Here is a 24,820-nt window from a genome sequence, read left to right as displayed (position 1 = left end):
TCACATCTCCAGCAGGATCTGCGCCAGCGGCCGCGTGCACAGGTGCAGCGGGTTCGACTGCGCTTCGCCGGCAACGCCCTTGTTGAACGGCAGAGGCTCGAGCTTGCTGTAGTACGGCAAGCCCTCGGTGTTGACCGTTTCCATATAGTCCGCAGGTGCGAAGGAGGAGATGTACAGATCAGGGACGCCTTCGGGGATCAACAGAGCCTTATCGTCGTGGACGAACGAAACACCTGCCACTTTGCCGCGATAGCGCTCCCAGACAATCCCACCGAATTCGAAGCTCTCACGAGCATCACCACGCAGCGATGCAGCTTGCATGGTGTTGAGGTAAGTCTCTTTGACCGAACGATGCACGATCAGCTTGTTCCAGAAGTTCTTGCCGCAAAAGGCGCGGGAGCCCGTGCTGGTGATACTACCCAGCGCGTCCTCTTGCATGTCGAGCGCCTCACCGGCGCGAACACGCAGTTCAGTTTCCGGGCTGCCCAAGCCCATCGGCAGCTTCTTGCGAATGACACCAAACGACTTATAGATGTCCAGCAGCGAAGTCTTGCCGTCCGCATCCAGGATCTGGCCGTTCAGAGCCCCCATGCGCTGAAACTCGTGCGTAGCATCCAACTGGCGACGGGCCTTCGCCAATCGCTTGTTGACCACATCCTGCACCGCCTGCAACTCGCTGCGGGTGCCAAAAGCACGAATGCCCTGGATCTCATCCGCCTTGATGGTGAAGCGCTCCGGCAAATGCACGGTGTTGAATGGGATCATCGTACGTTTGGTCCCGGGCACCACCAGACCCGACGTACCACGATCACCCGCCGGCACCAGAACCAGCGTGTCGCCGTCCTTCTCGATCTGCACGGTCACGGTGGAGATACCTTCCTCCCTGAACAAACCCAGGCTGCTGATGCGACCCGGCAGGTATTCCTGCTCGTTGATCGCCGCAGTCAGCGAGGAAACCGAAAACGCATCGTCGTTAAAAATCTCAATGTCAGCCATGAAGCAATCTCCAGAAAGCAAAAAACCCGCAAGGGCGGGTTCGATAAACGAGGGTGAAGGGTCTTAGCGAACGATCACGAAGTGAATGGCCAGGGCCTTTTCAGCGGCCGGGTCGAGGCCGGTCAAACATGCCTCGCTGACCTCGGCCAGACGCACCACGGCGCGACCGCGTCGCACCACATCCGACTCGCCCAGGGGGCCGTAGAGGATGGCCTGGGCGTTCTCGCTGCCGTCTTCGGCAGTCGGCTTATAAGGCGCGAACTCGCCGGTAGCAGTGACCAGGCCGAGGATCTGGCCGGGCTCCAGGGCCGGGCCGGCGGCGACGTTGATGGCTTCGCGGGAGATGTTGCCGGCGCCTTCGGACAGCAGGAATTCACCCGCATGCATCGGCTCACGTTGAACAGTCATGGTCTGGTTCCTTTCGCGGAGGGTTGTTGTGCAGTTTGGCGAGCAGCCCAGATCGAGGGCTGGTCGATTTTCTTGGCCTGTACCTTGGGCGGCGGGTCGTTTTCCAACGGCAGGCTGTTGTTGATTTCAAAGCCCTTGCCCGTGCCCACCAGCTTGTCGAACAAGCGAGCGCGAACACTGGCCGCGTCCAGGCCGGCCGCCACGAACTCGGCGCTGAATTCCGGCAGTCGAGCGGCTACGCACAGATCGTTGATGGTCTTGGCCCGGGCCAGGCCAGCTTGAACAACAGCTTCACTTTCCAACTGGGTGGACTTGAGCAGCGGTTCTACCAGGTTGCTGATACCGGACTCAGCGCAACGCTGGGTGATCAGCAGAGCCAACTGAGCAGCGTCCACCACCGGAGCCGGCTCGGGCGGTGCTGCTGGCTCGCCCGGGACCGCTGGCGGTTGCTCGTCCAGCTGGGCCAGCAGTCCAGGGGGAGCGTTGCGAAAGCGCCGCAGCGCATCGCCATGGCCCAGGCAGGCGCTGACCTTGACCCCGTCGCCTACCTCGTCCGCCAGGCCCAGCGCTACAGCCTCGTTGGCGGTCAACCAGGTTTCGGCATCGACGAGGCGCCGCAGCTCGGCATCGTCGATGTCCGGCGCCTTGGACTTGTAGGCCGCGATGATCGCTTCCAGGGTCTGGTCCAGCACATCGGCGACCTTGCGAAAGTCCTCGGCATCGCCTGCCGCATAGGTCCACGGGTTGTGAATCATCAGCATGGCGTTGGCGGCGATCACCACTCGGTGCGCGCCGCACACTGCCACGCTGGCGGCGCTGGCGGCCAGGGCGTCAATCCGACCGGTACAGCGCTCGCCCAAACGCGAAAGCGCGTTGTGCATTGCCAGGCCGTCGAACAGATCGCCACCAATGCTGTTGAAGGCGACCACCACAGGCGATACTCCGTCATCCAGGGCCCGCAGATCCTGCACAAACTGATTCGCGGTCACGCCCCAGGCGCCGATCTCGCCGTACACGAACACTTCGATGTTCCGTGGTTGGTCTTCGCCGCTGGCTCGCAGTGTGTACCAGGTCTGGTCCTTGACCGGCACCAGCGCGCCGGCGGCGTCGTAGACGCGGACCTGAGTTTTCTTGCTCATGGTTGCTCCTTGTCGTCGAGCAGCTCGACGCTTTCGAGGGTGTTGTAATTGAGGCCCAGGCGGCTCGCCCGCTCCAGATCCGCGGCGTTTTCCGCGTCGACCGTTTCGGCGTCGTAGCCGGTGCGCAGCACCATCTCGCTGCGCGAGGCGAAGCCGGCCTGCACCTCCATTCGCCGGGCCTGAACGTCCTGTACCGGTTGAAGGTACGGCCAGCCCTGGGGCACCCAGCGGGTACGCAGGTATTCACGACGGCGCTGGGCGTAGTCCGGCAATTGCACGGCACTGGCCAGGACCGCCATATCCAGCCAAGCCGCACGAACGGGGCGGCAGAGCTGGTGCACGTAAACGCCGAACTGCAATTGCTCCAGGCGTCGGCGAAACTCGTTCAGCACCACTCGCATCACTCGGTCGTTGATGTCCCGCATATCGCCGGTAACGATCTCGTAGGGCACCCCAGCACCCGCAGCAGCAGCCATCAGCTGCTGGCGCATGAAGTCCGGGTAGTTGTTGCCCGCATCTGGCGGCTTGGAGAACTCGACCTCCTCCCCGGGCCCCAGCTCCTGCATGGTCCCCGGCTCCAGCGCCACCATCGGCGTGAAGCCGTCTCGATCCAGACTCAACGGCTGGCCGGTGACAGGGTCGAGCGGTGGCGGACCACCTTCCGGCGTGGGTCGGGTAATGAAACCCGCGAACAGGTTGGCGACCTCCTGCCGGAACAGCACCGCGTCATCGTAGTTATCGAGGCTGCGCAGGCGTTTCAGCACCGGCGACAGGCGCGGTACGCCACGCAGCTGGCCGGGCTCCAGCGGGTCGAAGATGTGCAGCACCTGGGCGGCCGGTACTCGCACCAGCTGGTTATAGCCGCCGGTCAATGCGGAGGATTCCCCCGGGTGCGAGCGATACATCCAGTACGCCACCCGCTTGCCTATCGCGTTGAACTCGATCCCGGCCCGAATGACGTTGCCGTCGCGGGTGGTTTCGAACTTGTCATGGGGCACAAACTCCGGTGCCAGCAGTTGCACCTGCAAGGGCACCGCCAGGCCATCTTCGGTCCGACGAGGCCGCAACCGCACGAAGCATTCCCCCGAGGTTTCCACCGTCCGGGCGACCAGGGCCTGCTGGCCATAGAAGTCGGTTAACTCGTCGGCATCCGACTCGTCCACCCAATCCTCCCACAGCACCTGCAATAGCTTGCGCAGGTCGTCGTCGGCGGTCTGGGCCCGAGGGGTGATGCCGGTGCCGATCAGGTTACTGACCCGCTTGTCCACCACGTTGAAGGCGTAGGGGTCATTGCGCACCGCCGCCCTGGAGCGCGAGCGCAAGTTGCGCAACGCCGGGGTGTTGATGCTGTTGAGGCTGCTGTCCGGAGCGTCCCAACCTGCCGACCGGCGCCCCTCCCCGGCGCCTTCATAGCTGGCCTTGATATTCGAGGGCAGCAGGAAGCCTTGACGGCTCAATGTGGGGTAGTGGCGAGCCATTACAGTCCTTTGCCCCCGTGGTAAAGCCGAACCACGCGGGGGCGTGGCCCAGCAGTTTTGGCAAGACTGCCTCGGATCTCCTCGCGAGCCCTGAGCAGCTCGTCCACCGTCCGGTATTCCACCTTGCGGTCTTCATAGCTCACGATTTTTTCACCGCGAGCGATAGCCGCCTCGATAGCGTCGAGGTGTTTCTGGGTAAAGGACATATCAGCGTCTCTTGAGATAGCCGCTGGTGGACATGCGGCGTTGAGGTTGCGGCGCAATGGGTTGGGCCCGGGCGACAGGTGCCGCAGGTGTCGGAGCCGGACGCTCGATGGCCTCTGGTTCCGGTTCATCGGTCGCAGGTGCAGGCGACACCGCCTGCTGGCCGGCGTCGTCGTCGAACAACCCGCCCTGAGCCAGCGCCTGCCGGACCCGCTCCCAATCAGCGTCTAGATAGCGATTGATGCCCAGGTAATGCGCCATCGCCAGGCAATACACCATCAGGTCGAGCGCTTCGTTTCGGTCTGCCTTGCCCTTCACCCACTCGATGCGCTTGTAGCCTTTGACGTAGCGGGCCACCTTGCTTTCGGCCACGCACTGATCAAAGAACTCGTCGGGCAAGTCGTTGGCGAAGTGCAACGCCCCAGGGCCGTCCGGGAACGGGTAGCGGTTGTAAATCCAGTCCTTGGCGGTGTCGGTGCCGACAAACCACAGCTCAGCGCCGTTGCGTTCGGTCTGTCCTCGCCAGGTGACATCGACCATGGACGGGCGCTGGGCAATGACCGGGCGCCCGGGCTTGCTCGCCCCCTTGATGGCGAAGATATTGCGCCACCGGCGAAGGCGACAGAACTGGTAAACCTCGTCCGTGTGGTGACCACCGGAGTCGACACCCGCAGCCAGGATCGCCAGCGCGACACCACAAGGATGCCGATAGCGGGCCTTGAGCTTCTCGTCCAGCACATCCCAGGTCTTCTGGTTCGCCGGGTCGCCCCAGATCACCTGGTGGTCGATCACCCAGCGCTCCAAGCCAACACCGAAGCCCATCACCATCAGCTCCAGGCGGTTGGCCTGCACGTCGACCGCAGCGGTCAGCATCAACACGCCGGCCGGCATCGAGCCGAGGCTGTAGCGTTCAAGACGGGCCCGGTCTCGCAGAACGTGGGCCTTGGTTTGCTCCTGGGCGCTGTCCCAGACCTTGGCCAGGCGGGTGTTGTAAAACACCTGCATCGGCTCCAGGTTGCCAGCGGCCTGGGCCTTCTTGGCCTTCTCGTACTGCCGGGCCAAGGTCCGCCAGTCGGTCCAGCCGGAAGGGGCGTACAAAGCGTTGAGGTAGAACCCCACCGTTTCCCCGTCGCCCTCGGCGTGCGCCCGCCACTGCCCGTTGGCCAGCATCCACCCCTTGTGGTGTTCCTCGATCAGGACATCACACTCAGGGCTGGCGCACTGGTAGTGCACCACGCTGAAATCCGGGGAGTACAGCAGACGCTCCCACTCCAGAACCTGGTGATGCCCGCAGGTTGGGCACGGCACGTAGTAATACCGTTGATCGCTGGAATCGAACAGATCGCTGATCCGCGAGGCGCCCTTGATGGTCGGCGAGCTGGAAAAGTAGAACTTGGCGTTGCGGCCGAAGGTACTGCCTCGGGCTTCCGCCAGTTCGATGGGATCGCCCTCCTCGCCCACATCAACCTCCCACCGGTCGACCTCGTCACCGTACACATACCTGGCCGATAGCTCGGCAAGGTTGGCGGCAGAACCGGCCGTGGTCACGTACAGCGAACCGCCTTCGAACTCCTTGGTGTCCATGGTGTTGCGGGAGTCACGGGAGCGGCTGGATGCCACGCGCTTGTTCAGCTCAGGCGTGGCCTTGATCGTCTTGCCGATCCGCGACGAAACCCGCTTGGCCAGGCCGAGGCTCGGCAGCAAGGTCAGGATGTTGGATGGAGCCATGTGGATCAGGCCGCCGATCCAGTTCAAGGCGATTTGGGTTTTCATCAGCTGCGAGGCCACCATGGTCACCACCCGTTTGCAGGGGTGGGCCGGGGACAGGCAGCGCATGGGTTCTCGTGCGTACGGCGTCCGGTCCGTGCGGTACTTGCCGGGCTCTGCGGCTCCCGTGTCACGCGGGATTCGCATGTATTCATCTGCCCATTCGTCAACCCATAGTTCAGGGTCTGGCTGTAGCCCTCGGCAATACGCATCGCGGTACACCTCTGCACCGTTTGCGTATTCGGGCATAGGTTCAGCTCTGTGTGATGGCTTGTTGTAGGTCGGCGTCGGTCATGCGTCCGGCGTCTTCAAGGGCTCGGCGAAACGCGCCTGTCAGGTGCCGCTCGATTTCCCAGGGATCGCTTAGCGCGGCGACCTCGGCAGCCAGTTGCGGCGACATGCCGAACAGCAGATCACGAACCATACGCCCGGCGTTGTAGGCCGCGACTGTTACCGCCTCGCGGTCAACGAGGTCACCCTGGACCTTGTAGAACTCAGCTTCGGCCAGCTTGGCCAGGTAATGCTCCCGGTGGGCTCGGGACTTCTGAAAATCCGGGCCTTTGCTGGGGAGTTGCGGCACAGCATCGGTTTCAGCAGTCGGCACCAGGCCGCTGCGCACATCGCGATCAATGCGCGCTTCTTCATGCCGGGCTGCCACCGCCGCCTTGCTGGGGTCTGCCGATTCAGCCAGCAGGGCTTCGGTGGCCTCCAGCTCGATCTTGCCATCTGCGGTCAGCACCAGCCGATCTTGCTTTGCCAGCTTAGAAACGTAGGACTTGGCCCAACCGCGCCGCGCCGCAAAGTCCGACTTGCTGATAACGGTCATGTGTTTGACGTCCAGTTAACCCAATGAATACGGGGTGTTCACCAGTTCACCGCCAGTTCACTAAGCGGGTGAACCAGCCGCTAACAAAGATCCGCGGGTTTCCGACCCCGTGTCCGGGAACGGCTTCCAGGGTCCCCAGCGATTTCCGGGGCTCCATCCTGATCAAGAACGCTGATAGCCTTAGCGCTCCGCACATCCAGACGGACGAAGGAGTCGCATATGCCAACCAAAGAAATCATCGAACGGCACACAATAGACCTCGGTACGCTGCTAGACCAACTGGAAGGACTACCCAGGGAAACTCAGGTCTATTTCGGAGGGCTGGACTTTTATCGGGTGAAACGCCGGGGACCTGATTCTGTACAGATTGAATTCAATCAATCGGTTTATCGCACGAGCGAAGATCTCTTGGTGGTTGAAGACCATGAACAATAGCCACTGCATAAACAGCTGCCTTTGAAATAGAAACGGGCGGATAGATCTCCTGCATCTTCCCGTTATCAACTCGCTTAAAGCTAACGCGGTCGTCATACACGACCATTTGCCAAGATGAGATGGCTTGCTTATCTCTGGTGTCCATAGCTAGTTCCTATCGAATAGTTCACGCCTCCCGAAAGAAGCACGGTTTAACCACTAGGGCGAGACCTTCCGCTGACCCGGACGGCTCGCCTATTCAGTCCCTACCCCGCTCCCCAGGAAAGACGGACATTCCTGCACTCACCTCAGCTACAGAGAAACCGCGAGTCCGAGTACCCGTGTAGGGGCCCGCCCCCGGGGAGGACCCAAAAACCGGCCCCCACCCCCGGCCTGGCGGGCAGCCAGATGGCGCCTGCCTTTCAAACTGCACCGCCGCTGGGTGGCTGGTCCGAAACACCGATTCGCCTGGCCGCCCAGCGTTCGTACAGGCCAATGGCGACATCCGCCCCGGCCATCGCGGTTAGGCAGCCGAAGGCGCCCGCCGTCCAGATCGAAACACCAGCCGCGATCAACAACATCATCGCCGACAACCCGCAGACGATGCAGGCACCGGACCGCAAGGCCAGGCGCCGCAGCAACGCCCAACCACGGGCGCCATCCTTGTCTGCTCGCCACATTTCACCGGACACGCCACCGACCAGGGCCAGGACGATCACCAGCCAAATGGGCATTTCCGCAAGCGCTTGCTGCTCGTTCGTCATCACCTACCCCTTAAACGCAAAAACCCGGCGCAATGGCCGGGTTTGGTGTGTGGGCGCCTGCCGCTATCTGCGGTCGCACCTATCGAAGATGGCTGTATTTAACAGGCTGATTTTACTGGCAGCAACCCTATTTTAATGCCACCCGGTGAATGTCTGGCGAACGTCTAGGCAATGTCGGTGAATATCTTTACTGCGGCTTTCAGCGCCTCGGGCGCTGTCCTTCCTGTCTAACCGATATCGTGTCAGGCAGGACAGCTACAGCCCCCAAAATATGGGGCTCTGCCCCACTGTCCTACCTGTTTATTAACTTTCTCGCGTATAGAGAAAAAGATAAAGGCACGCTTGCGCGTACACGCGCGCATTGGGTGTATGCGCTGCGCTCACATGTGCGCATGACGTGTGTGAAGGTTGGACGGTAGGACAGGCCAGGAATGACAAGGCCCGCGCTTGTCCTTCCGCGTAAAAACGCGGACGGACAAGGCGAGCCAGTAGGACAGTTCCAAATGCTTTAAGGCCAAGCCTCAAGCCGCCCTCCCCATCAACATGCCCTCAATGAATAGGTGCGCCTCATGTAAACGCAGATAGTATGTCCGAGAACTGCAACCGCAGTGCAACATCTTCTGCGAAAGCAGGCTGTCATGATTGCAGTAATGCTCCATCACCACCAGTGCCAGCTCCGGCGGCAGGTGCTTGTTAACGATAAGCTCGATATCGGCTGACTCATCCAACAGCACCCGGCTTCCCCGGGTGCCCCGTATCAGCTCGCCTTTGCATGCCATCAACATGGCAATCATGTTGCCGCCGCCCGCACCACCAATGGCCAAGGCCGTGGGCATGTGCAGATCCTGGGCCCAGAGCTTGAGCATCTCGTCGATTCGCTTAATCAAAGCAAGGCTCCTCCTTCATCGGAGCTACCTGCAATGCAGATCCGCGCCCCCAACTGGTCGGCTTCTGATAGGCCCAAGGGCGCACACCACTTTTTGCCAGTGCCGGCATACGCTTCCTACGCCATCCCAGCCGATGCATGATCGAGCCTACGCGCATCTGCGCTGGCTTGTCCCAATGGCTAGGGTCGATCTTCAGAACCTCGTCCAGGATCTGACTCCCTGTAGTAATCTCCCCTACGTGCGATTCTTCCAGCCACTTCAGGATCGGCACTTCCCATTCATCCACCACGAAGCGCTCTTCCTGCGCCTCAGCGAACAATGGCGCTTCATCGCGGATCACCCACCAAATATCGCCTGCCTCATAGCAGAACATCGCCTCGGCCCACAGCTGGTCGCGGATCTCCCGCAGCTGTTCCAGCTCGACCTTGGTACAAGCCACTGGCCAATAGCGCCGGTTGCCGGTGGCATCCTTGAGGTATTCGTCTTGGTTGGTGGTGCCTACGAACACACATTGCCGGGGCACGTCCATAGTTCTGCGGCCGTAGCTCTCGCGATAGGTATCAACCGATGCCGAGAAAAATTGCTTGGCCTTGGTGGATTCTGCTTTGTTGAAGCTATCCAGTTCGCCCAGCTCGACAATCCATTTGCCACGGATCGCCTGGAAGCCGTCCTTGTCGCCCAGGGCAAATGGGGTATCCATAAACCATTCACCGCCTAGGATACTCATGGCCGTAGACTTACCCGCGCCCTGAGCACCTTCAAGGATCATTACCGAGTCAGCCTTGCAACCGGGCGACATGACCCGGCCGACGGCAGAAATCATCCAGCGCTTACCTACCTTCTGGCTGTAATCGGTAGGGGCCACGCCCAAGATTGTCGTCAACCAGCTATCCAGCCGGGGCACCCGGTCCCACTCCAGGGATCGCAGGTAGTCCCGCACAGGGTGAAATGCTTGGTCATGGGCCACCACGCTCACCGCTTCGATAACGTGGCCAACCTTTACCCGCAGGTTGTATTGCTGGGCTAGCCATTTCATTACCAGCATATCGTCGATATCCGCCCAATCGCCGGTTGACCCACCATAAGGCGGCACCCGCAACTTGACGATCTTGGAGCTAAACGAGCTAAATCCGATCACCCCGGCCCATCGCGGGTCGTTGCTCAGGATCAGTTCAACGTTCTGCATATGGGCGATCAGCATGCCGCTATCAGTACGGGCCAACATATCTTTCCAGCCACCGGCTGCCGGAGGCTTGACCACGGCTAACACCTGGCGCCGGACCGCCTCCAAACCTTCGGCGCAATGCAAGTCGTTGAAGTCGGTCCACTTGATTTCACGCTCACCCGAAAAGATCGGCGCTACGACCTGCCCCCCAACGACCGTGGCCGCATTCTCTGCACGCTCCTTGCCTGGATTCCAGGCCTCGCCATTGGGGCGCGTGGTCTTCCAATCGTCATCCCGACAAAGAATGATCGCCCGACCAGGGAAACGTTCGCGCATTGCTTTGGCCACCAACATCAGGTTGCCGGCATCAAAGGCGATAGCCACAGTCAGCGAAGTCGCCATGTGCAGGCTAGCGCCAGTCGCGTAGCCTTCACAGACCAGAACCGGCTCTCCGGGTTCAGGATGGGGCCCAATCAAATGGAAGGCGCCCTCTTTCGACATCCCATAGGGCCAGTAAGACTTGTCTCGGCCGGTGTCTTCTTGCTTCTGCGGATAGATCACCTGCAGGCCGACAATTTGGTCCCGGACATTGCACATTGGGACCAAGAACGCCCCCGAGCGCGGCGCATAGCGCACCCCGAACCCGATGATCTGCTTTCGATCCAGATAGGCGCTTTTGCCCTTTTCCGGCATGCGCTTGAACATCGCGGACGCTCGATTGGCTGCGCGACGCGCCCCGTTAGCAGCCACTTCGGCCGCCCTGCGCTTGGCTTCCTCCTGCCTAGCGCGCATAACCTCGCGTTCCTCTGCGCTCATGCGGCCGGCCTTTACCTTGATTTTCTGCGTCTCACCGGAACGCCAATCGCCAAAGCTGCCGAAGATCAGGGTTTCGCCCTTCTCCGTGCGATGTTCATGCACCACATACCAGCCGTTTTTCTCCCGGCCCTTGTCCTGCGCCGTCTTACAGCGAGTCAACTTACCGAAAACCAAAGGCTGCGCGGGCTCTAGGCCATAATCGGCAAACTGCGCCAATACCTCATCGAGCATAACGAGCCCTCCTTGCGTCCTCGACCTGCTGGCAGTCCACACACAACGTGCAGCCAGGCTGCGCGTGCTGGCGAGCCTCGGGAATGGGACCATCGCAGTCCGTACATATCGGCAAGGAATGCCCGGATGCCCGGGACCTGGCCAATAGGCGCGCCGCCATGGCCTGATCTAAATGCTCCTGCACCAAGTCAGTAGCGAAATCAACGACGTCCGACATGATCCGTCCCCCGAGTCGTCTGATTGACGTAGCTGGCACGATTGAACAGCCCCAGCAGCCCCTGGATACCCCGAAACACCTGCAGCCGGATCTCTGCCAACTCGGCATCGCTAACTACACCGTCGCCAATGCTCTTGGCCCAGGTATCAGCAAGATCCGCCACCTGGCGGAAGTACACCGCGATACCAGTGGTCAAGGTTTCCGGCATGTCGTTGGTGTAGGTGTCCGACAGCTCCTGCCAGATCGTGTCGCCGACCAGGGCATGTACGGCATCGAGAATGCGCCGATCCTTGGTTAACTCCAGAATCTCGCCAAACTCCTGAACGTTGACGCTATGGCCAGGATGGGTCGGAGAAAGCTTGTGCTGCAGCGTGGTGGGATTTCGGCCGGTGGTGGCGGCGATGGCGGCGGCGCCACCGGGATAGTCCCGTGCGGCATGGTACAGCGCGAGTTCGAGCGGCAAGACTTCCCGCTTAGCTCGCTCAACGCTACTTAGAGCGATTCGGCTCATGGCATTAATCCTTAAAAGTTGCCAGTGCCGCGCAGCATGCAGTGGTGTTACATTTACTGCGCGGCTTGTAAGGGCCCAAACGCCGGCCAGATCCTCAAGATCGAAACCGGCACCGTGCCGAGGCGAACAATCCGTTGTTTGCCCCCGGCGCAACAGCTGCCCTATCTGTGGTGGAGAAAGGCAGCAACCCAAGGCATCCAAGCCTTGAAGCGCGGTATCAGTAGACGTTTTTGCATGTGGTGTGCGCGCCTACTCAAACCGCGACCCGGCAACACTGTGGTGGTGTATACCGGGAGGAACGAGGCGGCCTTAAGGCCGCCTTTTTTCTACGCCGCGCACGCAACCTCAGCGTCAGGGGGAAATACGTCATCAAGTGAACAGATCACCCCGAGCCTGTTTAGCGCCCGAACAATGGATCGGCATTCAGCTAGACCAGCCGTTCGGCGCCCGGCCTCATAGTTACTCAGCCGCGTCTGCGTCCAGCCAAGCTCAGCGACAAGCGCTATTTGTTTGATACCGGCTCTATCTCTATAAACAGCTATAAGGTTCATCCAGAGACCTCCTTAAACTCAGCGCCATAATAAACACGATTCGTGAACATTACAACACGATGCGTGCTGAGAAAAAATCTCATATCGTGGTAAAAAATGCCTATGAACACATTAGGAAATCGCATCAAGCAATTAAGAAAAGTCTTAGGCATGAGCCAGCAGGCGCTTGCCCATGCCTGCGGCTGGGATTCCCAATCACGAATCGGAAACTATGAGAAAGGAACCCGGCAGCCCAACCTTCAAGATCTTGAAATAATTGCTACCGCCCTTGGCGTATCACTGCCGGATCTAGTTGCCGGACGTGATCGCTCCGAACTCAGTTCGTTACCAGACCATATACAGGGCCGAGTTCGCTCCGAAGATCGTTCTGCGCGAGAGTACGGGCGCACCAGCGACAAAGGGCAGCCAGTAGGAAGTAACATCGGCTGGGCAAAAGCGGGGAAAGTTCCGGTTATAGGCAGCGCACAGTTAGGCGCTGAGGGATATTTTGAAGCGCTGTCGCTCCCCACCGGCTCAGGGGACGGCTTCCTGAACATCCATAGCGATGACCCCGACGCCTACGGCCTCAAGGTCACAGGCGACAGCCTATTGCCTAGGATCAAAAACGGAGAATTCGTTCTAGTCGAACCCAGCAAAGGCTTCGATAGTGGCGATGAGGTTATGGTTAAAACGACCTCCGGTAAAAGCATGATCAAAGAGTTCATCTACCTACGCGATGGCATGTATAGACTCGATAGCATCAATGCAGAACAGGCCACCATTCACCTGCCTGAAAATGAAGTCATACAGATTCATCTAATTGGGGGAATCTTGAAATCATCACGATTTCTCCATAGCGCAACGGACGGCTAACACAATATGTGTTGACCTTTAAAGCACATTGCGTGATATTTGCCTCACTCTTCCACCACAGAGCGAGGCAACACCATGCACACCAATGCATCACTGTACGTCCACCCGGCCGCTGCAAACCCTGATCGAATCTTTGAGATCCGCCGTCTGGCGCAACGATTCGGCTGCCCTTACATCCCCCTCAAACCGAAGCCCCAACCCCACCACTGCGCCCCCTTTGGTCCGAACGGCGGGGGTAGCGCGGCATGAACAGATTTTCAATCGACAACCGCACGCTGCAGCTGCTCAAAGCCCAGGTCAACCTGAGCCAAACCTTTAACCACACGCTGCGCAACTCACCTGAGCGCACGGCATTAAGGTTTCGCCTGAACGTTGACCGCGGCCCCGTCGAAAGCTCTTTCGTCGTGGAAATGGGTAACGAGCGCCACACCCTGACCCTGGCCAACGACAAGAAAGCCCACCTCAAGCTGGCAGACTTCATCGAGGACGTGGCCAACGGCCCAATCGACACGACTGCCCAGCTACAACCACTCCCGCACGCCGAGCGCGAGTATGGGAAGTTCAGCGCAGAGCTACGCGAACGGGTGTTCGGCTTGGTCTGCCTGGGCGGATTCCTTGACCTTGATATGGGTTTCTCGCTGCCAATCAGGGCAGCGATCCACCGCACCCGGAGCCGTGCAGGCGCGACCATTATTCTCAGCATCGGGCACCGAAGCCCACGAACCAAATGCTTCACGATCCACGGCTCCGATGCAGAGATCTACAAGGCCGCCTGCGAATCCATCAACCACCTGGCCGCGCTGGCGACTCCCGCCGCGCACGCTGCTTAGGGGACCGCCATGGATCGCAACCTTAAAGAAACGGCCCGGTACTTCGGTATCACCCGGCCGCAGTTGATCGCCCTGATGCGGGAGAAAGACCTGCTCAATGCCAAGTGCCTACCAGCCTACCCAACACGGGACCGGGAATACCTGGGAACCAAGGAAGGCCAGTGGTTCCACCCGAAGCTAGGCATGCAATACAGCCAGTCAACGCGGGTTCGACAGGCCGGCATTCCGTGGCTTGCGGAGCAACTAGGGCTCGATCTTCCTGCCATCCCGGCAGACCGCCGTGACGTGGCCTAGACAGTACGCCCGCCAGATCCTCGCTTTACGGACCAAAGAGGAGCGCAACGCTGCGCTTCTTGAGGTTCCGGAGCATCTGCGGGAGCTGACCAAAGCCCATTGCCTGATCACCTGGAATCACCCGAAAAGGAAGAAAGACCATGGATCACAAACTGATTGATCAAGCGCTGAACACGCTGCTAGCCACCAAGGCCGCTGACCGGACCGCCGAACAGATCCAAGGTTTCGCGCAGCTGGTGTGCAGCGCTGCCGGGATCTCCATTGATTCTCCTACACCAGCCCTGGCAGGCCTTCCGGTGCTGCATGCGGCCGTATCGCTGCTAGCGGCCGAACTGGATACCGCCGCGCTGAACCCGAACAGCCGCGTTTCCACAACTATCAGGTTATACGGCAACTCAACACCCACGATGACCGCCCACTTGCACAACCCACACGGGTTTGGCGGCGACGAAACAATCCTGTCCGGATATGGCCATTCCCCGGAACAAGTGCTGCAAGACCTTCGCAACAAGGCCTATGACCTCTGCAAACAGGTAGCGGCATGAATCCCCACACTGACCAGCTCCCGTTACGGCTACTGCCCCCACCAGACCCGACCACTGTCGAAATGCTGTATCGCACCTTCGGAGACATGCTGATCCCCCTGGAAAAGCTGCGCGTGCAGTATTTCCGCAACTTGAACGAAGAGACGTTCACCGAACACCTACGGACCGGACGCCTGGACCTACCTGTCTTCACCTTCGGAATCGGCCGCAAGGATCTCAAGTACGCGGATATCCGTCACGTTGCCGCCCTGATCGATATTCGCGCCTACAAGGCCGACGAAGAACGGGCCAAGCAACAAACGGACACCCCCGAGCAAACCCAGTAACCCAACGGCTGCCACCACCAGCCAAGCAAACCAGGAGCGCACCACATGACACAAATGCAGATCTTCGCCTTGATCGGCCTGATCATCACCAGCGGACTTGTCTTCGGAGTCGGCTACCTTGTCGGTCAACTCAACGGCCAAGAAGCAGGCATAGAGGAAGGCAAGGCAATTCAACACGCGGACAGCGCCGAAGCCTTACGCGAGAAACAGCTACAGCTTGAGCAGGCCCAAGAGCACTACCAAACACTCTATGGCCACTACAAGCGCGCACTGTCCGCCTCACAGCTCGGCGAACAGGACCGGCAGCACCTGCTCTGCATCGCCGAAACACTGCGCCTAGCGGCCGGAGCGTTCAGCGCTTTCCGCACTTGCAAGGGCCTTGAGAGAAACGCCCACATCCAACGGGACCAGTTACTGGCCATGGCCGCCCTACTCCAGCCAGCCGAGCAGGAGAAAGCCGCATGAGCCGCCCACCCGTACTGCTACGCCTCTCGCCCCAGGCAGCCGGCGAGCTGCACCAGCAGCACCAGAAAGCCAGCGCCGAACTACGCGCCCTGACCCGCTACCGGAAAGAGTTTGAACGGCAGGCAAAGGCCCTGCTCGGCAGCGAGGCCTTCCGCCAGTTGCAAAAGAACACCGACAACGCTCTGTTACTGGCAGACCTGGCCAAGGAGGTCGCGTGATGGATCGCCTCAAGATCGAGACGCCAGAGAAAAGCGGCATGCAGGCCGAACAGATCCACCACCAGGGCCAGGCCGCTTTGCTCTGCAACGCCAGCAGGATCGCCGCGCCTGTAAACAACAGCCTCTGCTGCGCAGCAGCAGGCATTACTGTTCCTTGCAGCAGCACCACCGAGGCGCTTACACCCCACGAAAAGCTGCGCGAGGCAGCCAACCCTGATGCAACGCTGATCGCTCAGGTTCGCCCGCCCGCGCAGCTTGTCGAGGGGTATACGCACCTGCAGGGCCACATGGCCGAACGTGCGGACAAGAACGACCAAGGAGGGAATCATGCTCGCTAAACGTACCTATACCCACTTCGGGTTCTGCTGCGGCCTGGGCTCAGGTGCTGCGGGCTTCAACGACAGTTCACTGCAGATCGCACAAATGCTCGGCAACTGGCGCTGCCTGGGCGGGGTTGACGTTGATCCCGCAGGCTTGGCCGACTTCGAAAACCTCACTGGAGTGAAAGGTACGCTCCGGGATCTGTTCACCCGCGAGCAGTACACCGCCTTCCACGGGACGGAGCCACCTGCAGGCTGGATCGAGGCAACCGCCGAAGATATTCGCCGCGCCGCCGGGAACGAAGATCCGGACGCCGTATTCATTTCCAGCCCATGCAAAGGCGCCAGTGGCTTACTGCCGGAGTCAATGAGCCTGACACCCAAGTACCAGGCCCTCAATCAGCTGACCCTTCGTTGCGTCTGGCTGATGCTTGAAGCCTGGCAACATAACCCCGTCAGCTTGATTGTGTTCGAGAACGTCCCTCGCCTTGCGTCACGCGGCCGGCACCTTCTCGACCAGATCGTTAAGCTGTTTGCACACTACGGCTACGCAGTAAACGAGACGGTCCACGACTGCGGGGAAATCGCCGGCCTGGCTCAAAGCCGCAAGCGCTTCTTGCTGGTGGCCCGGCATATCGAGAAAGTCCGGGCGTTTCTGTACCAGCCTCAGCAACACCGCCTGCGCGGCGTTGGCGAGATCCTCGGGCGCATGCCCCTGGCGGGCGATATCGAACTGGCAGGCCCCATGCACCGCGTGCCCGCCCTGCACTGGAAAACCTGGGTTCGCCTTGCGCTTGTGGAGCCCGGGAAAGACTGGCGCTCACTGAACCGCCTGAACGTTGAGGATGGGTTCCTGCGAGACTTCCTGATCGTTCCGGAGTACCGAGCGGGATACCTCGGCGTCAACCGTTGGGAAGATGCAACCGGCGTCATTGCCGGCCGCAACACACCCACAAACGGCAACTACTCGGTAGCAGATCCGCGCCCCACCAGCTCGGTCGAGTACGCGCAGTTCGGCGTGGTCCCATGGGAAAGGCATTGCGGGGTCGTCACCGGGCAGCGTAGCCCGGGCCAGGGCACGTTCAGCGTGGCCGATCCACGCCCGAATTGGAAACGCCATTCCAACAACTACCGGGTTGTACCGTTCGCTAACTTCGCAGGCACCATCATCGCAGGCGGAAAAGGAGTGCAAGGCGGCTGGCAGTCCGTCGCAGATCCTCGCGTTCTCAATCGCAAGAAGGGCGACGCCTACCTCACCGGAGGACATTACGGGGTTGTCGAATGGGGCGGCAGCGCCGGCGCAGTATCGGCGAACGCTCGCCACGACAACGGCCGCTGGTCCGTCGCTGACAACCGGATGCCGGCGGCCAACGACCGCTTGGCGTGCGTGATCCGTAGTCCGTCGAACACCTGGAACAGGCCATTCACCACGCTAGAGCTGGCCGCGCTGCAATCCATGTTCGATCCCGAGGACATGTGGCAGCCGAATCGGCACACCGGCGCCCTGGAGTCGGTCGGCAAACCCTTCGTGCTGCACGGCAACAACGACGGCGCCTGGCGCGAGCGCATCGGGAACGCTGTTCCACGCAAGGCCGGCAAGGCCATAGCCGACGTGATGCTGAGTACGCTGATGCTTAACGAAATGGGCGAAACATTCACGCTTAGCAGCGTGCCGGTGTGGGTTCGCCCGCTGGCCATCGCCTTTAGCATGCCCGGGCAAGAAGTAGGAGGTGGAGCATGAGCCGGAAACCCATGTGCGAATGCAACCAGGGCCGCCCGCCCTGCAGCTGTACCGGTATCGATTGCGCCCGCTGTGGCCAGCGCAACGTACCAATTACCCACTTCAAGGATAACGGTGTATGCGCCAGCACGGAGCCGAGTGCCGCTACTTGTCTCGACGACCGGACCGCTCCAGGAGGCCAGCCTACCGAATGTGTGCACGAATTCATCCCGTTTACCAAAGGCTGCAGCAAGTGCGGCGAGCCCTACCGCGCCGAGGGCACGAGCCATGAGTAACGAACCCATTCCATGCTCAAGCTGCGGTCAGTTCTGCGGCGATCAGTTCGACCTAACATGCACGGAACTCCGCACCAAGATTGAAGATACACCAACCGTCAACGTGCCCCGTGACAAGCTGGCGAATATGGCATTTGGGCGCATGGAATATAAGGAGTTTTGCGATTACCTGAATGAGCTGCAATCCCTCCTCGCCCAGCCTGCAACCCCCAATCACTTCTGTCATGGCGACTCGCTGCATGAGACATGGAAGAAAGAGCCTGCAGCCCTTCGACTTCGCTACGCCGAACGACTGCTAGAAGAAGTGCTAGACAATCCAGACACGCATTATGGTGATGCGATACAGGCTTATTTCGCAGAAGGAAGGATGTCAACGGCTCGCCTGATCATGCCCATGACTTACTACTCAAAATTACGGGAAACGATGGAAGACGCCGCTGCAAGTGGTAAGCCCTGCCAGCTAATCGTCGGTGACATACATGTCGCCGTCACCTACCAGGGCATCAAGTGGCTTCATACCCAGCTCCTCGATGGCAAGCCACCAGTGCCTCTCGCTATTGAGGAGTTCGACGAGATTGTGGCCGACGCCCTGGGAGGAAAGCCATGAGAAACAACATGGAAATTCAAAGCGAAACGCTCGCCGAGGAAGAGCTGGCAGCCATCACTGGATACCAGATTCCATCAAAGCAACTGGACTGGCTCAATCAAAACGGGTGGAAGTTCGTCCTAACAGGCGCAAGACGCCCTGTGGTTGGGCGAGTGTATGCCCGAATGAAGCTGGCAGGAGTCAAGCCATCCGCCGATAACGTGGCCGCCGAGGCCTGGTCACTTGATCTTTCGCGTGTGGGGTAAGGAATGCGCCCAAGAAAGACAGAAAACAGAGACCTGCCGCCGCGAATGCTGCGGCGGGTTAGGACACTCAAGGGCGGGAAGCAGTGGGTAGGTTATTACTACGACGGGAGGGATGAGTCAGGGAGGCGCAAGGAGATTCCACTGGGTGGAGATCTAGATATTGCGAAAGCAGAATGGGCGAAGCTTGACTGCAAGCCACTCCCGAAGAAGAACACTAGGCTTGGCCTGGTTTTTGATCGATACGAAGCAGAGATTATCCCGGCTAAGAAGCCACGAACCCAGCGCGATAACCTTCTCTCACTTACCCAACTGCGGAAGGCATTTAACGACGCACCAATAGACGCCGTGACGCCTCAGGTGATAGCCCAATACCGCGACAAGCGGACGGCAAAAGTCAGGGGGAACCGCGAAATCTCGCTCCTTTCTCACATCTACAACATCGCAAGGGAATGGGGGATCACTGATAAGGAAAATCCGGCCGCAGGCGTACGCAAAAACAAAGAAACTCCTAGAGACTTTTATGCCGACGCCTCGATCTGGAATGCCGTGTACGGAGTTGCCGTATCAGAACTGAAGGACGCAATGGATCTGGCCTACCTTACTGGCCAGCGCCCGTCTGACGTACTCTCGATGCGGGAAGCCGATGTGATTGGTGGGTTTCTACAGGTTGCTCAAGGCAAAACATCGAAAAAGCTCAGAATCCGACTCGGGGCAGAAGATGAATGCAATGATCTGGGAAGGCTAATAGATAGGCTTGTAAAACAGCGCAAAGCGCGAGGAGTTAGAAATCCCTATTTGATTGTCACCGAGGACGGCCGGAAGGTCACCGCCGCTATGCTACGCCTGCGGTTTGACGATGCTCGCAATGTGGCGATCTCGAACGCGCTTGAACAAGAAGACGCCCATCTAGCAATAAGCATCAGACAGTTTCAGTTCCGAGATATCCGCCCGAAGGCCGCAAGCGAAATTGATGATCTCGGGCACGCGAGTCGTCTTCTTGGGCACACCGATAAACGCATCACTGAAACGGTGTATCGCCGGGTAGGAGAGATCGTGAAGCCCACCCGATGACAGCGAATTTCGTTTCCGCAACCAGACCAGCACCCCTTGATTTTTGCGGCTTGTACAGCATCAATCTTCGATCAAATGCGGAATCGAAAAACAACTAACCTTATGTTTTATATAGATTTTTATACAGACTTGAAAACCGCCGACTGTAACAGGTCCTAGAGTTCGAATCTCTACGCCTCCGCCAAATCTCTACGATAAAGCCCTGATTATTCAGGGCTTTTTTGTTTCTGGTGTACTCTCAGTTTGGCGTTGACTTAGCTCCGTTACAAAACTATTTGATAACAGTTACAAAACTCCCACCTTCCGGCGTCCTGCCGAACGAACACCAACTCCTTCCCTATACACCTCGTCGCCTCGAATCGCGGACTTGCTACACATCAGATACTGTACATAAACACAGTATCAGTTGCGTAGTCTGATCCGATGAAGAGTCACCCCCTACCCCCACCAGGCGCGAAAGCCGAGCGGATGGCGCAATGGCGCCGATATCTCGACGACCAAGAAAGCCGCTTCAACAATCCAGAGGTGCATCGCTCAATGTGCCGCCTCCTCTCGCAAGACATGCTCGACGAAAGAATCATCAGCGCCGCCGAGAAATTCGAACTCGACGAATTAGCCGATGCGGCGTACTGGCACGCCGTCGAAACGCTGATCGACTGTGAGCCGGACTTTATGCCGTCGGGTTTCTACGACCTGATCGCACGCGACGGTGGACCCAGTATCGGGAAGCTTTCGGGCACCCTCTATTATCCTGCAGACAGAAATGGCTATGCCGCGCAAGTCATTGGGGAGCGGGGAAACCGGCGCCTGGTTTTCCGTATGACCCGAACCGCTTGGAAAATCGACGGCATGACGATCACAACGCCGAACGGCCGGATCCATGATCTTGTGATTACCGGGCAGCGGATAAACGGCATCGAATACACGAACATCGACGCTCAGGGCGGCATGGTCGATATCCACGACAGGCGCCCAGTGGTCCTGGCGCCGGACCTGGCCCGGGAGTGGCTCGACCCGGCAACGCCCAAGGAGCGCGCCGAACAGATGGCCCTTTACCAAGGCGAACCGTCCGAGTTGTTCGAGTGGTTCCGTGTCAGCACCGCCGTCGGCAACGTCAGGAATCACGGGGCAGAACTGATCGAGCCCATGGCAAGGCCATCATAGGCCTGCTCGCAAGTCACTCCCCTTCCCCGGCTTTGATCAGCATCTGCTGCCAGGTCTCCCGCTCGCGCGTTGCTGATCGCGACTATGCCCTATAAGGCCAGAGTGCTGCGCGGCGAGAGATTCAAGCAGAAGATGCTCAACATCAGCGTAACGGTATGCAGATGGCTATCGGAAGTCCCGCTCTCGCTTAAATCGAGAGCGGGATCTAGCTGCCGCTAAAGCAAAATCGAAATCGTTTTATAAATATCAGCAAAGAAATTCTTTATAGAATCCCAAGCATGCTTCAACCAATTAACAACACTATCAATAATCTTCTCAAAGAAATTAAGCACCTCTGTGTACACCTTTACAGCCACGGCGCAACATTCAACAAAAGCGCGCTTTACAGCATTACCAACTTTATCAAGAATGGAGGAACCCTTACTATAAGTACTTAATATTTTTTCTCCCAATGACTAATCATATTATTAGTAGCAACTCTGGCACTTTCAGCAATCTCATGAACTCGCTTCTTAAAATCATCCTGATTTTTCGATGACTCAAAACTCTTCGTATGCTTATTAATTCCTTCATTGAAGTGCTTGATATCGACAGTCAGATCATTTTTACAATCATCCTTTAATTTCTTGACTGCTTTAACTTCTTCCTCTGTAGTCGATTCATTATCGACAGAAACAAGATCTAGCTTTTCACAAAGCTCATCAATCTCTTCAGAGGTTGCCCTATAGTTTACAGAGCGATGGCTCATCCCATATTTATCGTCTTTAAAGAAACTTGCAATATTACCAATAACAGACTCGAAATCAGCATGAGTCATAGTAGAATTTGTAGCCTGCATTGTATTGCTCCTTGAGAGTTAGTATCACGTCCAATTAAGCGCTAACAAATATAGTACACAGCCATATTAAGTCAATAATCCATAATATATACTTTGTATATAACAATTTAGTATTATTCAACGGATAAACCAAATCCATTACAGAGCCAACGGCGGCGATCGCGCTTAGATTCACGACGGAAGTTGAAGCTACCAACCACTACTTTCTAATTCGTTGAAATAATTTCTTTGACATAACTCTGGCACGCGGCCAGAGCGATCAGTCCTTGATCGCCGTCTCCGGCGATGGCGACAATTCGTTGAGCAGCCGCTGAGTCAAGTTCGGCTCTCGCCGCTCCATGAATCAGGCCGCCGGCGGCTGACATCCCGCAGCTATCACGCCTGGGTGGCCTTGAGTAGTACTGACAGCCGAAGATCAGCAGTAGCCAGCTGGCCGCGCAGGCGAGCCTGGTTCGCTTGTTCATCGCGTAATTCCTTGTAGTGGGGTTTCATCGCTTGCTTGCAAGCGATCCTCGAGCGCCCGGCGGGCGTCTTGCTGCTCGCCCTGTCAATTGATCACCGCCGTGGCGGCCTGCTCGCGGTCGGTGCTGTACGCCTCGGCCAGGACCTTGCCGTATAGGAGTTCGCCTGCCAGGACCAGGCCGCCCAGCCGCCCAAGGCGAGCCCCAGCGACGGGGGTATTCCAGCCCGATTGGGTAAACACCAGCTCGACCGAGTCGACCAGGTATTCAGCGTTGAGACCGGCCTTGAAGCCCTAGGCGCTGATATTGCTAGGGGTGGCCCAGGGTCTACAGTGTAAGGAACGCCGCGCTTGGCCGAGGCCAAGTTGCATGGCAGCAATACCGATTGAAAACAATCCAAAACATTTACTGCTCGACCGCATGAATCGCACCCATAAGTCAACGCCTTATCCTAGACTCAGTGCCTGCCCCATGAGTCTAAGGACTGGACGCAATGCTCACAAAAAAAGCCTCAATTTTTACCGCTGAGTGGACTGATGCCAAACTCAAGGTTGGGCATGTAGTTCTCTTCGTTTCAATAGTATGCATTTCTCTAATAGCGATAAGCGCTTGGGGGATTTTCAATTCTTTGGAGTATCATTTGCACGACAAAGAAATCGAAATGTCCAATCTCTCGAAAACGTTATCATCCAATATCGAGGCAACTCTAACCCAAGCGGATTCCGTGCTGTTAGGTGTGAAAGAGCAACTCGAATCTGAAGGCATTAACTCGGACAACTTGAGAAAGCTAGAAGAACCACTAGAATCACAACAAAAACGGCTACCTCAAATCCATGGCTTTTTCATCTATGATGAGCAAGGAGGTTGGCTGCTGAATTCAAATGGCAGTATCCCCGTCGGCGCCAACAACTCAGACCGAGACTATTTCATTTATCATCGCGACCATACGGACTCAAGACCTTATATTGGCCCTTCCATACGCAGTCGCTCAACAAATGACTGGGTCATGACAGTATCGCGCCGAATCAACCATCCAGACGGAAGTTTTGCCGGGGTAGCGATAGCAACAATTTATCTTAATTATTTCCTCGGTCTTTACGAGGGGATAGACACGGGAAAAAATGGCATCATAAACTTGGTAACTTCAAGCGGCCTTATTGTAGTCCGAAGACCATTCCACGAATCTGAAGTTGGTCTAGACATATCAAAATGGGAAATATTCACACTGATAAAGCCTGATATAAACTCAGGAACCGTAACAATAAAATCATTTGTAGACGGTGTAAAACGTATAATAAGCTTTCGACGCGTTAATGGCTACCCTCTAGTGGTCCTTGCCGCATTTGACAGAAACGAGGTACTTTCCGACTGGCGAAGCGAGTCTTTTGCCAGCCTATTAATATCCGTCATACTACTTTTAATTCTTAGCCTTACAGGCCATCGACTAACAACACTTATAAGAAAACAAATACAGACACAAAGAGCTTTACAAGCATCCCAAAGAAATTACATAAAAGCCAACAACGCACTTAAATCAATGGCACTAAAAGATGGATTAACAGGAATCCCCAATCGCCGTCATTTCGACTTATTCTTAGAAACCGAAATCAATCAAAGAAAACGCAAAAATAATGATATAAGCCTTATCATAATTGATATTGATTTCTTCAAACTTTACAACGACCACTACGGCCACGTACAGGGTGACGAATGTTTAAAAAGCGTGGCATTAATAATTCAAAATAACGTAAATCGGAGCGGCGACCTTGCCGCTCGATATGGAGGAGAAGAATTTACCATCGTACTTACAAACACAGACTACATTGGGGCTTTCCTTCTAGCTGAAAAGATACGAATTGAACTAGAGAAAATTAATATTGAACACATTAAATCCCCATTGGGTGTAGTCACTATCAGCATTGGCATTAGCGCACTCTCTGAAGGGGAGCTTGGCACTCCCAAGAGTTTGATAGATACAGCCGACAAAGCGCTATACATCGCCAAGACTAATGGAAAAAACAGGACAGTTATTTCAAATTAGTCTTGCATTGCAATCTACTGACACTAGGCCAACACGAATAGCCTGACGGTTCACCTTAGCGTCTGCCTGACATATGCCTGACATGCAGCCAAGGCGATCAATCCCTGATCGCCGTCACCGGTGATGGCGACAATTCGTTGAGCAGCCGCTGGG

General features: G+C 57.6%; 29 protein-coding genes and 2 pseudogenes. 15 read left to right on the top strand and 16 right to left on the bottom strand.

Features of this window, described 5'->3' with window-relative positions; all coding sequences use genetic code 11:
- From H7A76_RS23855 to H7A76_RS23825, 7 genes are all read right to left on the bottom strand, one after another.
- The gene (locus H7A76_RS23855) at positions 1–996 is read right to left on the bottom strand and encodes a major capsid protein (RefSeq protein ID WP_185700768.1); all 996 of its coding nucleotides are present in this window, start codon (positions 994–996) and stop codon (positions 1–3) included.
- 63 nt (positions 997–1,059) lie between these two features.
- Entirely contained in the window at positions 1,060–1,404 is a 345-nt protein-coding gene (locus tag H7A76_RS23850) for a head decoration protein (RefSeq protein WP_185700767.1), read from the bottom strand.
- Complete coding sequence (locus H7A76_RS23845) at positions 1,401–2,543, bottom strand: head maturation protease, ClpP-related (RefSeq protein ID WP_185700766.1); 1,143 nt, start codon at positions 2,541–2,543, stop codon at positions 1,401–1,403. Before H7A76_RS23845 ends, H7A76_RS23850 begins: the two co-directional genes overlap by 4 nt.
- Positions 2,540–4,021 carry a phage portal protein gene (locus H7A76_RS23840; RefSeq protein WP_185700765.1) on the bottom strand — a complete coding sequence of 494 codons (1,482 nt, stop codon included), beginning with the start codon at positions 4,019–4,021 and terminating at the stop codon, positions 2,540–2,542. The genes H7A76_RS23845 and H7A76_RS23840 overlap by 4 nt, the downstream gene beginning before the upstream one ends.
- On the bottom strand, positions 4,021–4,227 hold the full coding sequence (locus H7A76_RS23835; protein WP_185700764.1) for a phage head-tail joining protein: 207 nt from the start codon (positions 4,225–4,227) through the stop codon (positions 4,021–4,023). Before H7A76_RS23835 ends, H7A76_RS23840 begins: the two co-directional genes overlap by 1 nt.
- Position 4,228: 1 nt before the next feature.
- A complete protein-coding gene (locus H7A76_RS23830) occupies positions 4,229–6,241 on the bottom strand; it encodes a phage terminase large subunit family protein (protein WP_185700763.1) in 2,013 nt (670 codons plus the stop codon).
- 4 nt (positions 6,242–6,245) lie between these two features.
- A complete protein-coding gene (locus tag H7A76_RS23825; RefSeq protein WP_185700762.1) occupies positions 6,246–6,818 on the bottom strand; it encodes a terminase small subunit in 573 nt (190 codons plus the stop codon).
- Positions 6,819–7,037: 219 nt separating this feature from the next.
- Here H7A76_RS23825 and H7A76_RS23820 point away from each other — a divergent pair, with 219 nt between their 5' ends.
- Positions 7,038–7,253 carry a hypothetical protein gene (locus H7A76_RS23820; RefSeq protein ID WP_185700761.1) on the top strand — a complete coding sequence of 72 codons (216 nt, stop codon included), beginning with the start codon at positions 7,038–7,040 and terminating at the stop codon, positions 7,251–7,253.
- A 401-nt stretch (positions 7,254–7,654) separates the two neighbouring features.
- Here H7A76_RS23820 and H7A76_RS23815 read toward each other — a convergent pair whose 3' ends face one another.
- From H7A76_RS23815 to H7A76_RS23790, 6 genes are all read right to left on the bottom strand, one after another.
- Complete coding sequence (locus H7A76_RS23815) at positions 7,655–7,996, bottom strand: phage holin family protein (RefSeq protein ID WP_185700760.1); 342 nt, start codon at positions 7,994–7,996, stop codon at positions 7,655–7,657.
- Positions 7,997–8,517: 521 nt separating this feature from the next.
- Positions 8,518–8,883, bottom strand: coding sequence for a hypothetical protein (locus H7A76_RS23810; RefSeq protein WP_185700759.1), 366 nt, complete (start codon positions 8,881–8,883; stop codon positions 8,518–8,520).
- Complete coding sequence (locus tag H7A76_RS23805) at positions 8,876–11,095, bottom strand: VapE domain-containing protein (RefSeq protein ID WP_185700758.1); 2,220 nt, start codon at positions 11,093–11,095, stop codon at positions 8,876–8,878. The genes H7A76_RS23810 and H7A76_RS23805 overlap by 8 nt, the downstream gene beginning before the upstream one ends.
- Positions 11,085–11,255 (bottom strand): TraR/DksA C4-type zinc finger protein, encoded by a 171-nt coding sequence (locus H7A76_RS23800; RefSeq protein ID WP_260498069.1) that lies wholly within the window; start codon positions 11,253–11,255, stop codon positions 11,085–11,087. Before H7A76_RS23800 ends, H7A76_RS23805 begins: the two co-directional genes overlap by 11 nt.
- 40 nt (positions 11,256–11,295) lie before the next feature.
- Complete coding sequence (locus tag H7A76_RS23795; protein ID WP_185700756.1) at positions 11,296–11,823, bottom strand: phage regulatory CII family protein; 528 nt, start codon at positions 11,821–11,823, stop codon at positions 11,296–11,298.
- Between the two features lie 326 nt (positions 11,824–12,149).
- Positions 12,150–12,374, bottom strand: coding sequence for a helix-turn-helix transcriptional regulator (locus H7A76_RS23790; RefSeq protein ID WP_085600696.1), 225 nt, complete (start codon positions 12,372–12,374; stop codon positions 12,150–12,152).
- A 102-nt stretch (positions 12,375–12,476) separates the two neighbouring features.
- Between H7A76_RS23790 and H7A76_RS23785 the strand changes: the two genes are divergently transcribed.
- The 13 genes from H7A76_RS23785 to H7A76_RS32450 all read left to right on the top strand — a co-directional run bounded on the left by H7A76_RS23785 (position 12,477) and on the right by H7A76_RS32450 (position 21,327).
- Positions 12,477–13,226, top strand: coding sequence for a helix-turn-helix domain-containing protein (locus H7A76_RS23785; protein WP_185700755.1), 750 nt, complete (start codon positions 12,477–12,479; stop codon positions 13,224–13,226).
- Between the two features lie 245 nt (positions 13,227–13,471).
- Positions 13,472–14,056: a hypothetical protein gene (locus tag H7A76_RS23780; protein WP_085600700.1), complete on the top strand. Its 585-nt coding sequence runs from the start codon at positions 13,472–13,474 to the stop codon at positions 14,054–14,056.
- A gap of 9 nt (positions 14,057–14,065) precedes the next feature.
- A complete protein-coding gene (locus tag H7A76_RS23775) occupies positions 14,066–14,350 on the top strand; it encodes a phage antirepressor KilAC domain-containing protein (protein ID WP_085600702.1) in 285 nt (94 codons plus the stop codon).
- A 140-nt stretch (positions 14,351–14,490) separates the two neighbouring features.
- A complete protein-coding gene (locus tag H7A76_RS23770; protein ID WP_185700754.1) occupies positions 14,491–14,895 on the top strand; it encodes a hypothetical protein in 405 nt (134 codons plus the stop codon).
- Entirely contained in the window at positions 14,892–15,221 is a 330-nt protein-coding gene (locus tag H7A76_RS23765; protein ID WP_185700753.1) for a pyocin activator PrtN family protein, read from the top strand. The genes H7A76_RS23770 and H7A76_RS23765 overlap by 4 nt, the downstream gene beginning before the upstream one ends.
- Positions 15,222–15,266: 45 nt before the next feature.
- Positions 15,267–15,686 carry a hypothetical protein gene (locus H7A76_RS23760; protein ID WP_185700752.1) on the top strand — a complete coding sequence of 140 codons (420 nt, stop codon included), beginning with the start codon at positions 15,267–15,269 and terminating at the stop codon, positions 15,684–15,686.
- The gene (locus tag H7A76_RS23755) at positions 15,683–15,904 is read left to right on the top strand and encodes a hypothetical protein (RefSeq protein ID WP_185700751.1); all 222 of its coding nucleotides are present in this window, start codon (positions 15,683–15,685) and stop codon (positions 15,902–15,904) included. Before H7A76_RS23760 ends, H7A76_RS23755 begins: the two co-directional genes overlap by 4 nt.
- Positions 15,904–16,242 (top strand): hypothetical protein, encoded by a 339-nt coding sequence (locus tag H7A76_RS23750; RefSeq protein WP_260498067.1) that lies wholly within the window; start codon positions 15,904–15,906, stop codon positions 16,240–16,242. Before H7A76_RS23755 ends, H7A76_RS23750 begins: the two co-directional genes overlap by 1 nt.
- Entirely contained in the window at positions 16,232–17,965 is a 1,734-nt protein-coding gene (locus tag H7A76_RS23745) for a DNA cytosine methyltransferase (protein ID WP_185700750.1), read from the top strand. The genes H7A76_RS23750 and H7A76_RS23745 overlap by 11 nt, the downstream gene beginning before the upstream one ends.
- A 267-nt stretch (positions 17,966–18,232) precedes the next feature.
- The gene (locus H7A76_RS23740; protein ID WP_185700749.1) at positions 18,233–18,847 is read left to right on the top strand and encodes a hypothetical protein; all 615 of its coding nucleotides are present in this window, start codon (positions 18,233–18,235) and stop codon (positions 18,845–18,847) included.
- Between the two features lie 8 nt (positions 18,848–18,855).
- Positions 18,856–19,092, top strand: a complete 237-nt coding sequence (locus tag H7A76_RS23735) for a DUF4224 domain-containing protein (protein WP_185700748.1) — start codon at positions 18,856–18,858, stop codon at positions 19,090–19,092.
- Between the two features lie 3 nt (positions 19,093–19,095).
- Positions 19,096–20,163: a tyrosine-type recombinase/integrase gene (locus H7A76_RS23730; protein WP_185700747.1), complete on the top strand. Its 1,068-nt coding sequence runs from the start codon at positions 19,096–19,098 to the stop codon at positions 20,161–20,163.
- Between the two features lie 468 nt (positions 20,164–20,631).
- Positions 20,632–21,327, top strand: a complete 696-nt coding sequence (locus tag H7A76_RS32450) for an SOS response-associated peptidase family protein (RefSeq protein WP_260498066.1) — start codon at positions 20,632–20,634, stop codon at positions 21,325–21,327.
- 433 nt (positions 21,328–21,760) lie between these two features.
- On the opposite strand, the gene H7A76_RS23715 is transcribed toward H7A76_RS32450, so the two are convergent.
- Positions 21,761–22,165: a hypothetical protein gene (locus tag H7A76_RS23715; protein ID WP_185700746.1), complete on the bottom strand. Its 405-nt coding sequence runs from the start codon at positions 22,163–22,165 to the stop codon at positions 21,761–21,763.
- Between the two features lie 206 nt (positions 22,166–22,371).
- Positions 22,372–22,846 (bottom strand): annotated as a pseudogene (locus H7A76_RS23710) (lysis protein).
- A 273-nt stretch (positions 22,847–23,119) separates the two neighbouring features.
- On the opposite strand from H7A76_RS23710, the gene H7A76_RS23705 reads away from it, so the two are divergent.
- A complete protein-coding gene (locus tag H7A76_RS23705; RefSeq protein WP_185700745.1) occupies positions 23,120–24,667 on the top strand; it encodes a GGDEF domain-containing protein in 1,548 nt (515 codons plus the stop codon).
- 50 nt (positions 24,668–24,717) lie between these two features.
- Here the strand turns inward: H7A76_RS23705 and H7A76_RS23700 are convergent.
- A pseudogene (locus H7A76_RS23700) lies at positions 24,718–24,820 on the bottom strand (lysis protein); the annotation flags it as partial.

It is taken from the genome of Pseudomonas sp. MSSRFD41, from assembly GCF_014230245.1.
Lineage (GTDB): Bacteria > Pseudomonadota > Gammaproteobacteria > Pseudomonadales > Pseudomonadaceae > Aquipseudomonas > Aquipseudomonas piscis.
The sequence above is the reverse complement of the archived record's forward strand: the minus strand, read 5'-3'. Positions and strand labels throughout refer to the sequence as shown.

What these genes read in the sequence shown, in the direction of transcription:
- H7A76_RS23785 (WP_185700755.1), top strand. Translation starts at nt 12,477, where the DNA reads ATGAACACATTAGGAAATCGCATCAAGCAATTAAGAAAAGTCTTAGGC.
- H7A76_RS23750 (WP_260498067.1), top strand. Translation starts at nt 15,904, where the DNA reads ATGGATCGCCTCAAGATCGAGACGCCAGAGAAAAGCGGCATGCAGGCC.
- H7A76_RS23760 (WP_185700752.1), top strand. Translation starts at nt 15,267, where the DNA reads ATGACACAAATGCAGATCTTCGCCTTGATCGGCCTGATCATCACCAGC.
- H7A76_RS23755 (WP_185700751.1), top strand. Translation starts at nt 15,683, where the DNA reads ATGAGCCGCCCACCCGTACTGCTACGCCTCTCGCCCCAGGCAGCCGGC.
- H7A76_RS23790 (WP_085600696.1), bottom strand. Translation starts at nt 12,374, where the DNA reads ATGAACCTTATAGCTGTTTATAGAGATAGAGCCGGTATCAAACAAATA.
- H7A76_RS23805 (WP_185700758.1), bottom strand. Translation starts at nt 11,095, where the DNA reads ATGCTCGATGAGGTATTGGCGCAGTTTGCCGATTATGGCCTAGAGCCC.
- H7A76_RS23715 (WP_185700746.1), bottom strand. Translation starts at nt 22,165, where the DNA reads ATGCAGGCTACAAATTCTACTATGACTCATGCTGATTTCGAGTCTGTT.
- H7A76_RS23840 (WP_185700765.1), bottom strand. Translation starts at nt 4,021, where the DNA reads ATGGCTCGCCACTACCCCACATTGAGCCGTCAAGGCTTCCTGCTGCCC.
- H7A76_RS23795 (WP_185700756.1), bottom strand. Translation starts at nt 11,823, where the DNA reads ATGAGCCGAATCGCTCTAAGTAGCGTTGAGCGAGCTAAGCGGGAAGTC.
- H7A76_RS23830 (WP_185700763.1), bottom strand. Translation starts at nt 6,241, where the DNA reads ATGCCCGAATACGCAAACGGTGCAGAGGTGTACCGCGATGCGTATTGC.
- H7A76_RS23770 (WP_185700754.1), top strand. Translation starts at nt 14,491, where the DNA reads ATGGATCACAAACTGATTGATCAAGCGCTGAACACGCTGCTAGCCACC.
- H7A76_RS23705 (WP_185700745.1), top strand. Translation starts at nt 23,120, where the DNA reads ATGCTCACAAAAAAAGCCTCAATTTTTACCGCTGAGTGGACTGATGCC.
- H7A76_RS23800 (WP_260498069.1), bottom strand. Translation starts at nt 11,255, where the DNA reads ATGGCGGCGCGCCTATTGGCCAGGTCCCGGGCATCCGGGCATTCCTTG.
- H7A76_RS23850 (WP_185700767.1), bottom strand. Translation starts at nt 1,404, where the DNA reads ATGACTGTTCAACGTGAGCCGATGCATGCGGGTGAATTCCTGCTGTCC.
- H7A76_RS23740 (WP_185700749.1), top strand. Translation starts at nt 18,233, where the DNA reads ATGAGTAACGAACCCATTCCATGCTCAAGCTGCGGTCAGTTCTGCGGC.
- H7A76_RS23835 (WP_185700764.1), bottom strand. Translation starts at nt 4,227, where the DNA reads ATGTCCTTTACCCAGAAACACCTCGACGCTATCGAGGCGGCTATCGCT.
- H7A76_RS23765 (WP_185700753.1), top strand. Translation starts at nt 14,892, where the DNA reads ATGAATCCCCACACTGACCAGCTCCCGTTACGGCTACTGCCCCCACCA.
- H7A76_RS23735 (WP_185700748.1), top strand. Translation starts at nt 18,856, where the DNA reads ATGGAAATTCAAAGCGAAACGCTCGCCGAGGAAGAGCTGGCAGCCATC.
- H7A76_RS23775 (WP_085600702.1), top strand. Translation starts at nt 14,066, where the DNA reads ATGGATCGCAACCTTAAAGAAACGGCCCGGTACTTCGGTATCACCCGG.
- H7A76_RS23855 (WP_185700768.1), bottom strand. Translation starts at nt 996, where the DNA reads ATGGCTGACATTGAGATTTTTAACGACGATGCGTTTTCGGTTTCCTCG.
- H7A76_RS32450 (WP_260498066.1), top strand. Translation starts at nt 20,632, where the DNA reads ATGGCGCAATGGCGCCGATATCTCGACGACCAAGAAAGCCGCTTCAAC.
- H7A76_RS23780 (WP_085600700.1), top strand. Translation starts at nt 13,472, where the DNA reads ATGAACAGATTTTCAATCGACAACCGCACGCTGCAGCTGCTCAAAGCC.
- H7A76_RS23845 (WP_185700766.1), bottom strand. Translation starts at nt 2,543, where the DNA reads ATGAGCAAGAAAACTCAGGTCCGCGTCTACGACGCCGCCGGCGCGCTG.
- H7A76_RS23820 (WP_185700761.1), top strand. Translation starts at nt 7,038, where the DNA reads ATGCCAACCAAAGAAATCATCGAACGGCACACAATAGACCTCGGTACG.
- H7A76_RS23825 (WP_185700762.1), bottom strand. Translation starts at nt 6,818, where the DNA reads ATGACCGTTATCAGCAAGTCGGACTTTGCGGCGCGGCGCGGTTGGGCC.
- H7A76_RS23745 (WP_185700750.1), top strand. Translation starts at nt 16,232, where the DNA reads ATGCTCGCTAAACGTACCTATACCCACTTCGGGTTCTGCTGCGGCCTG.
- H7A76_RS23730 (WP_185700747.1), top strand. Translation starts at nt 19,096, where the DNA reads ATGCGCCCAAGAAAGACAGAAAACAGAGACCTGCCGCCGCGAATGCTG.
- H7A76_RS23815 (WP_185700760.1), bottom strand. Translation starts at nt 7,996, where the DNA reads ATGACGAACGAGCAGCAAGCGCTTGCGGAAATGCCCATTTGGCTGGTG.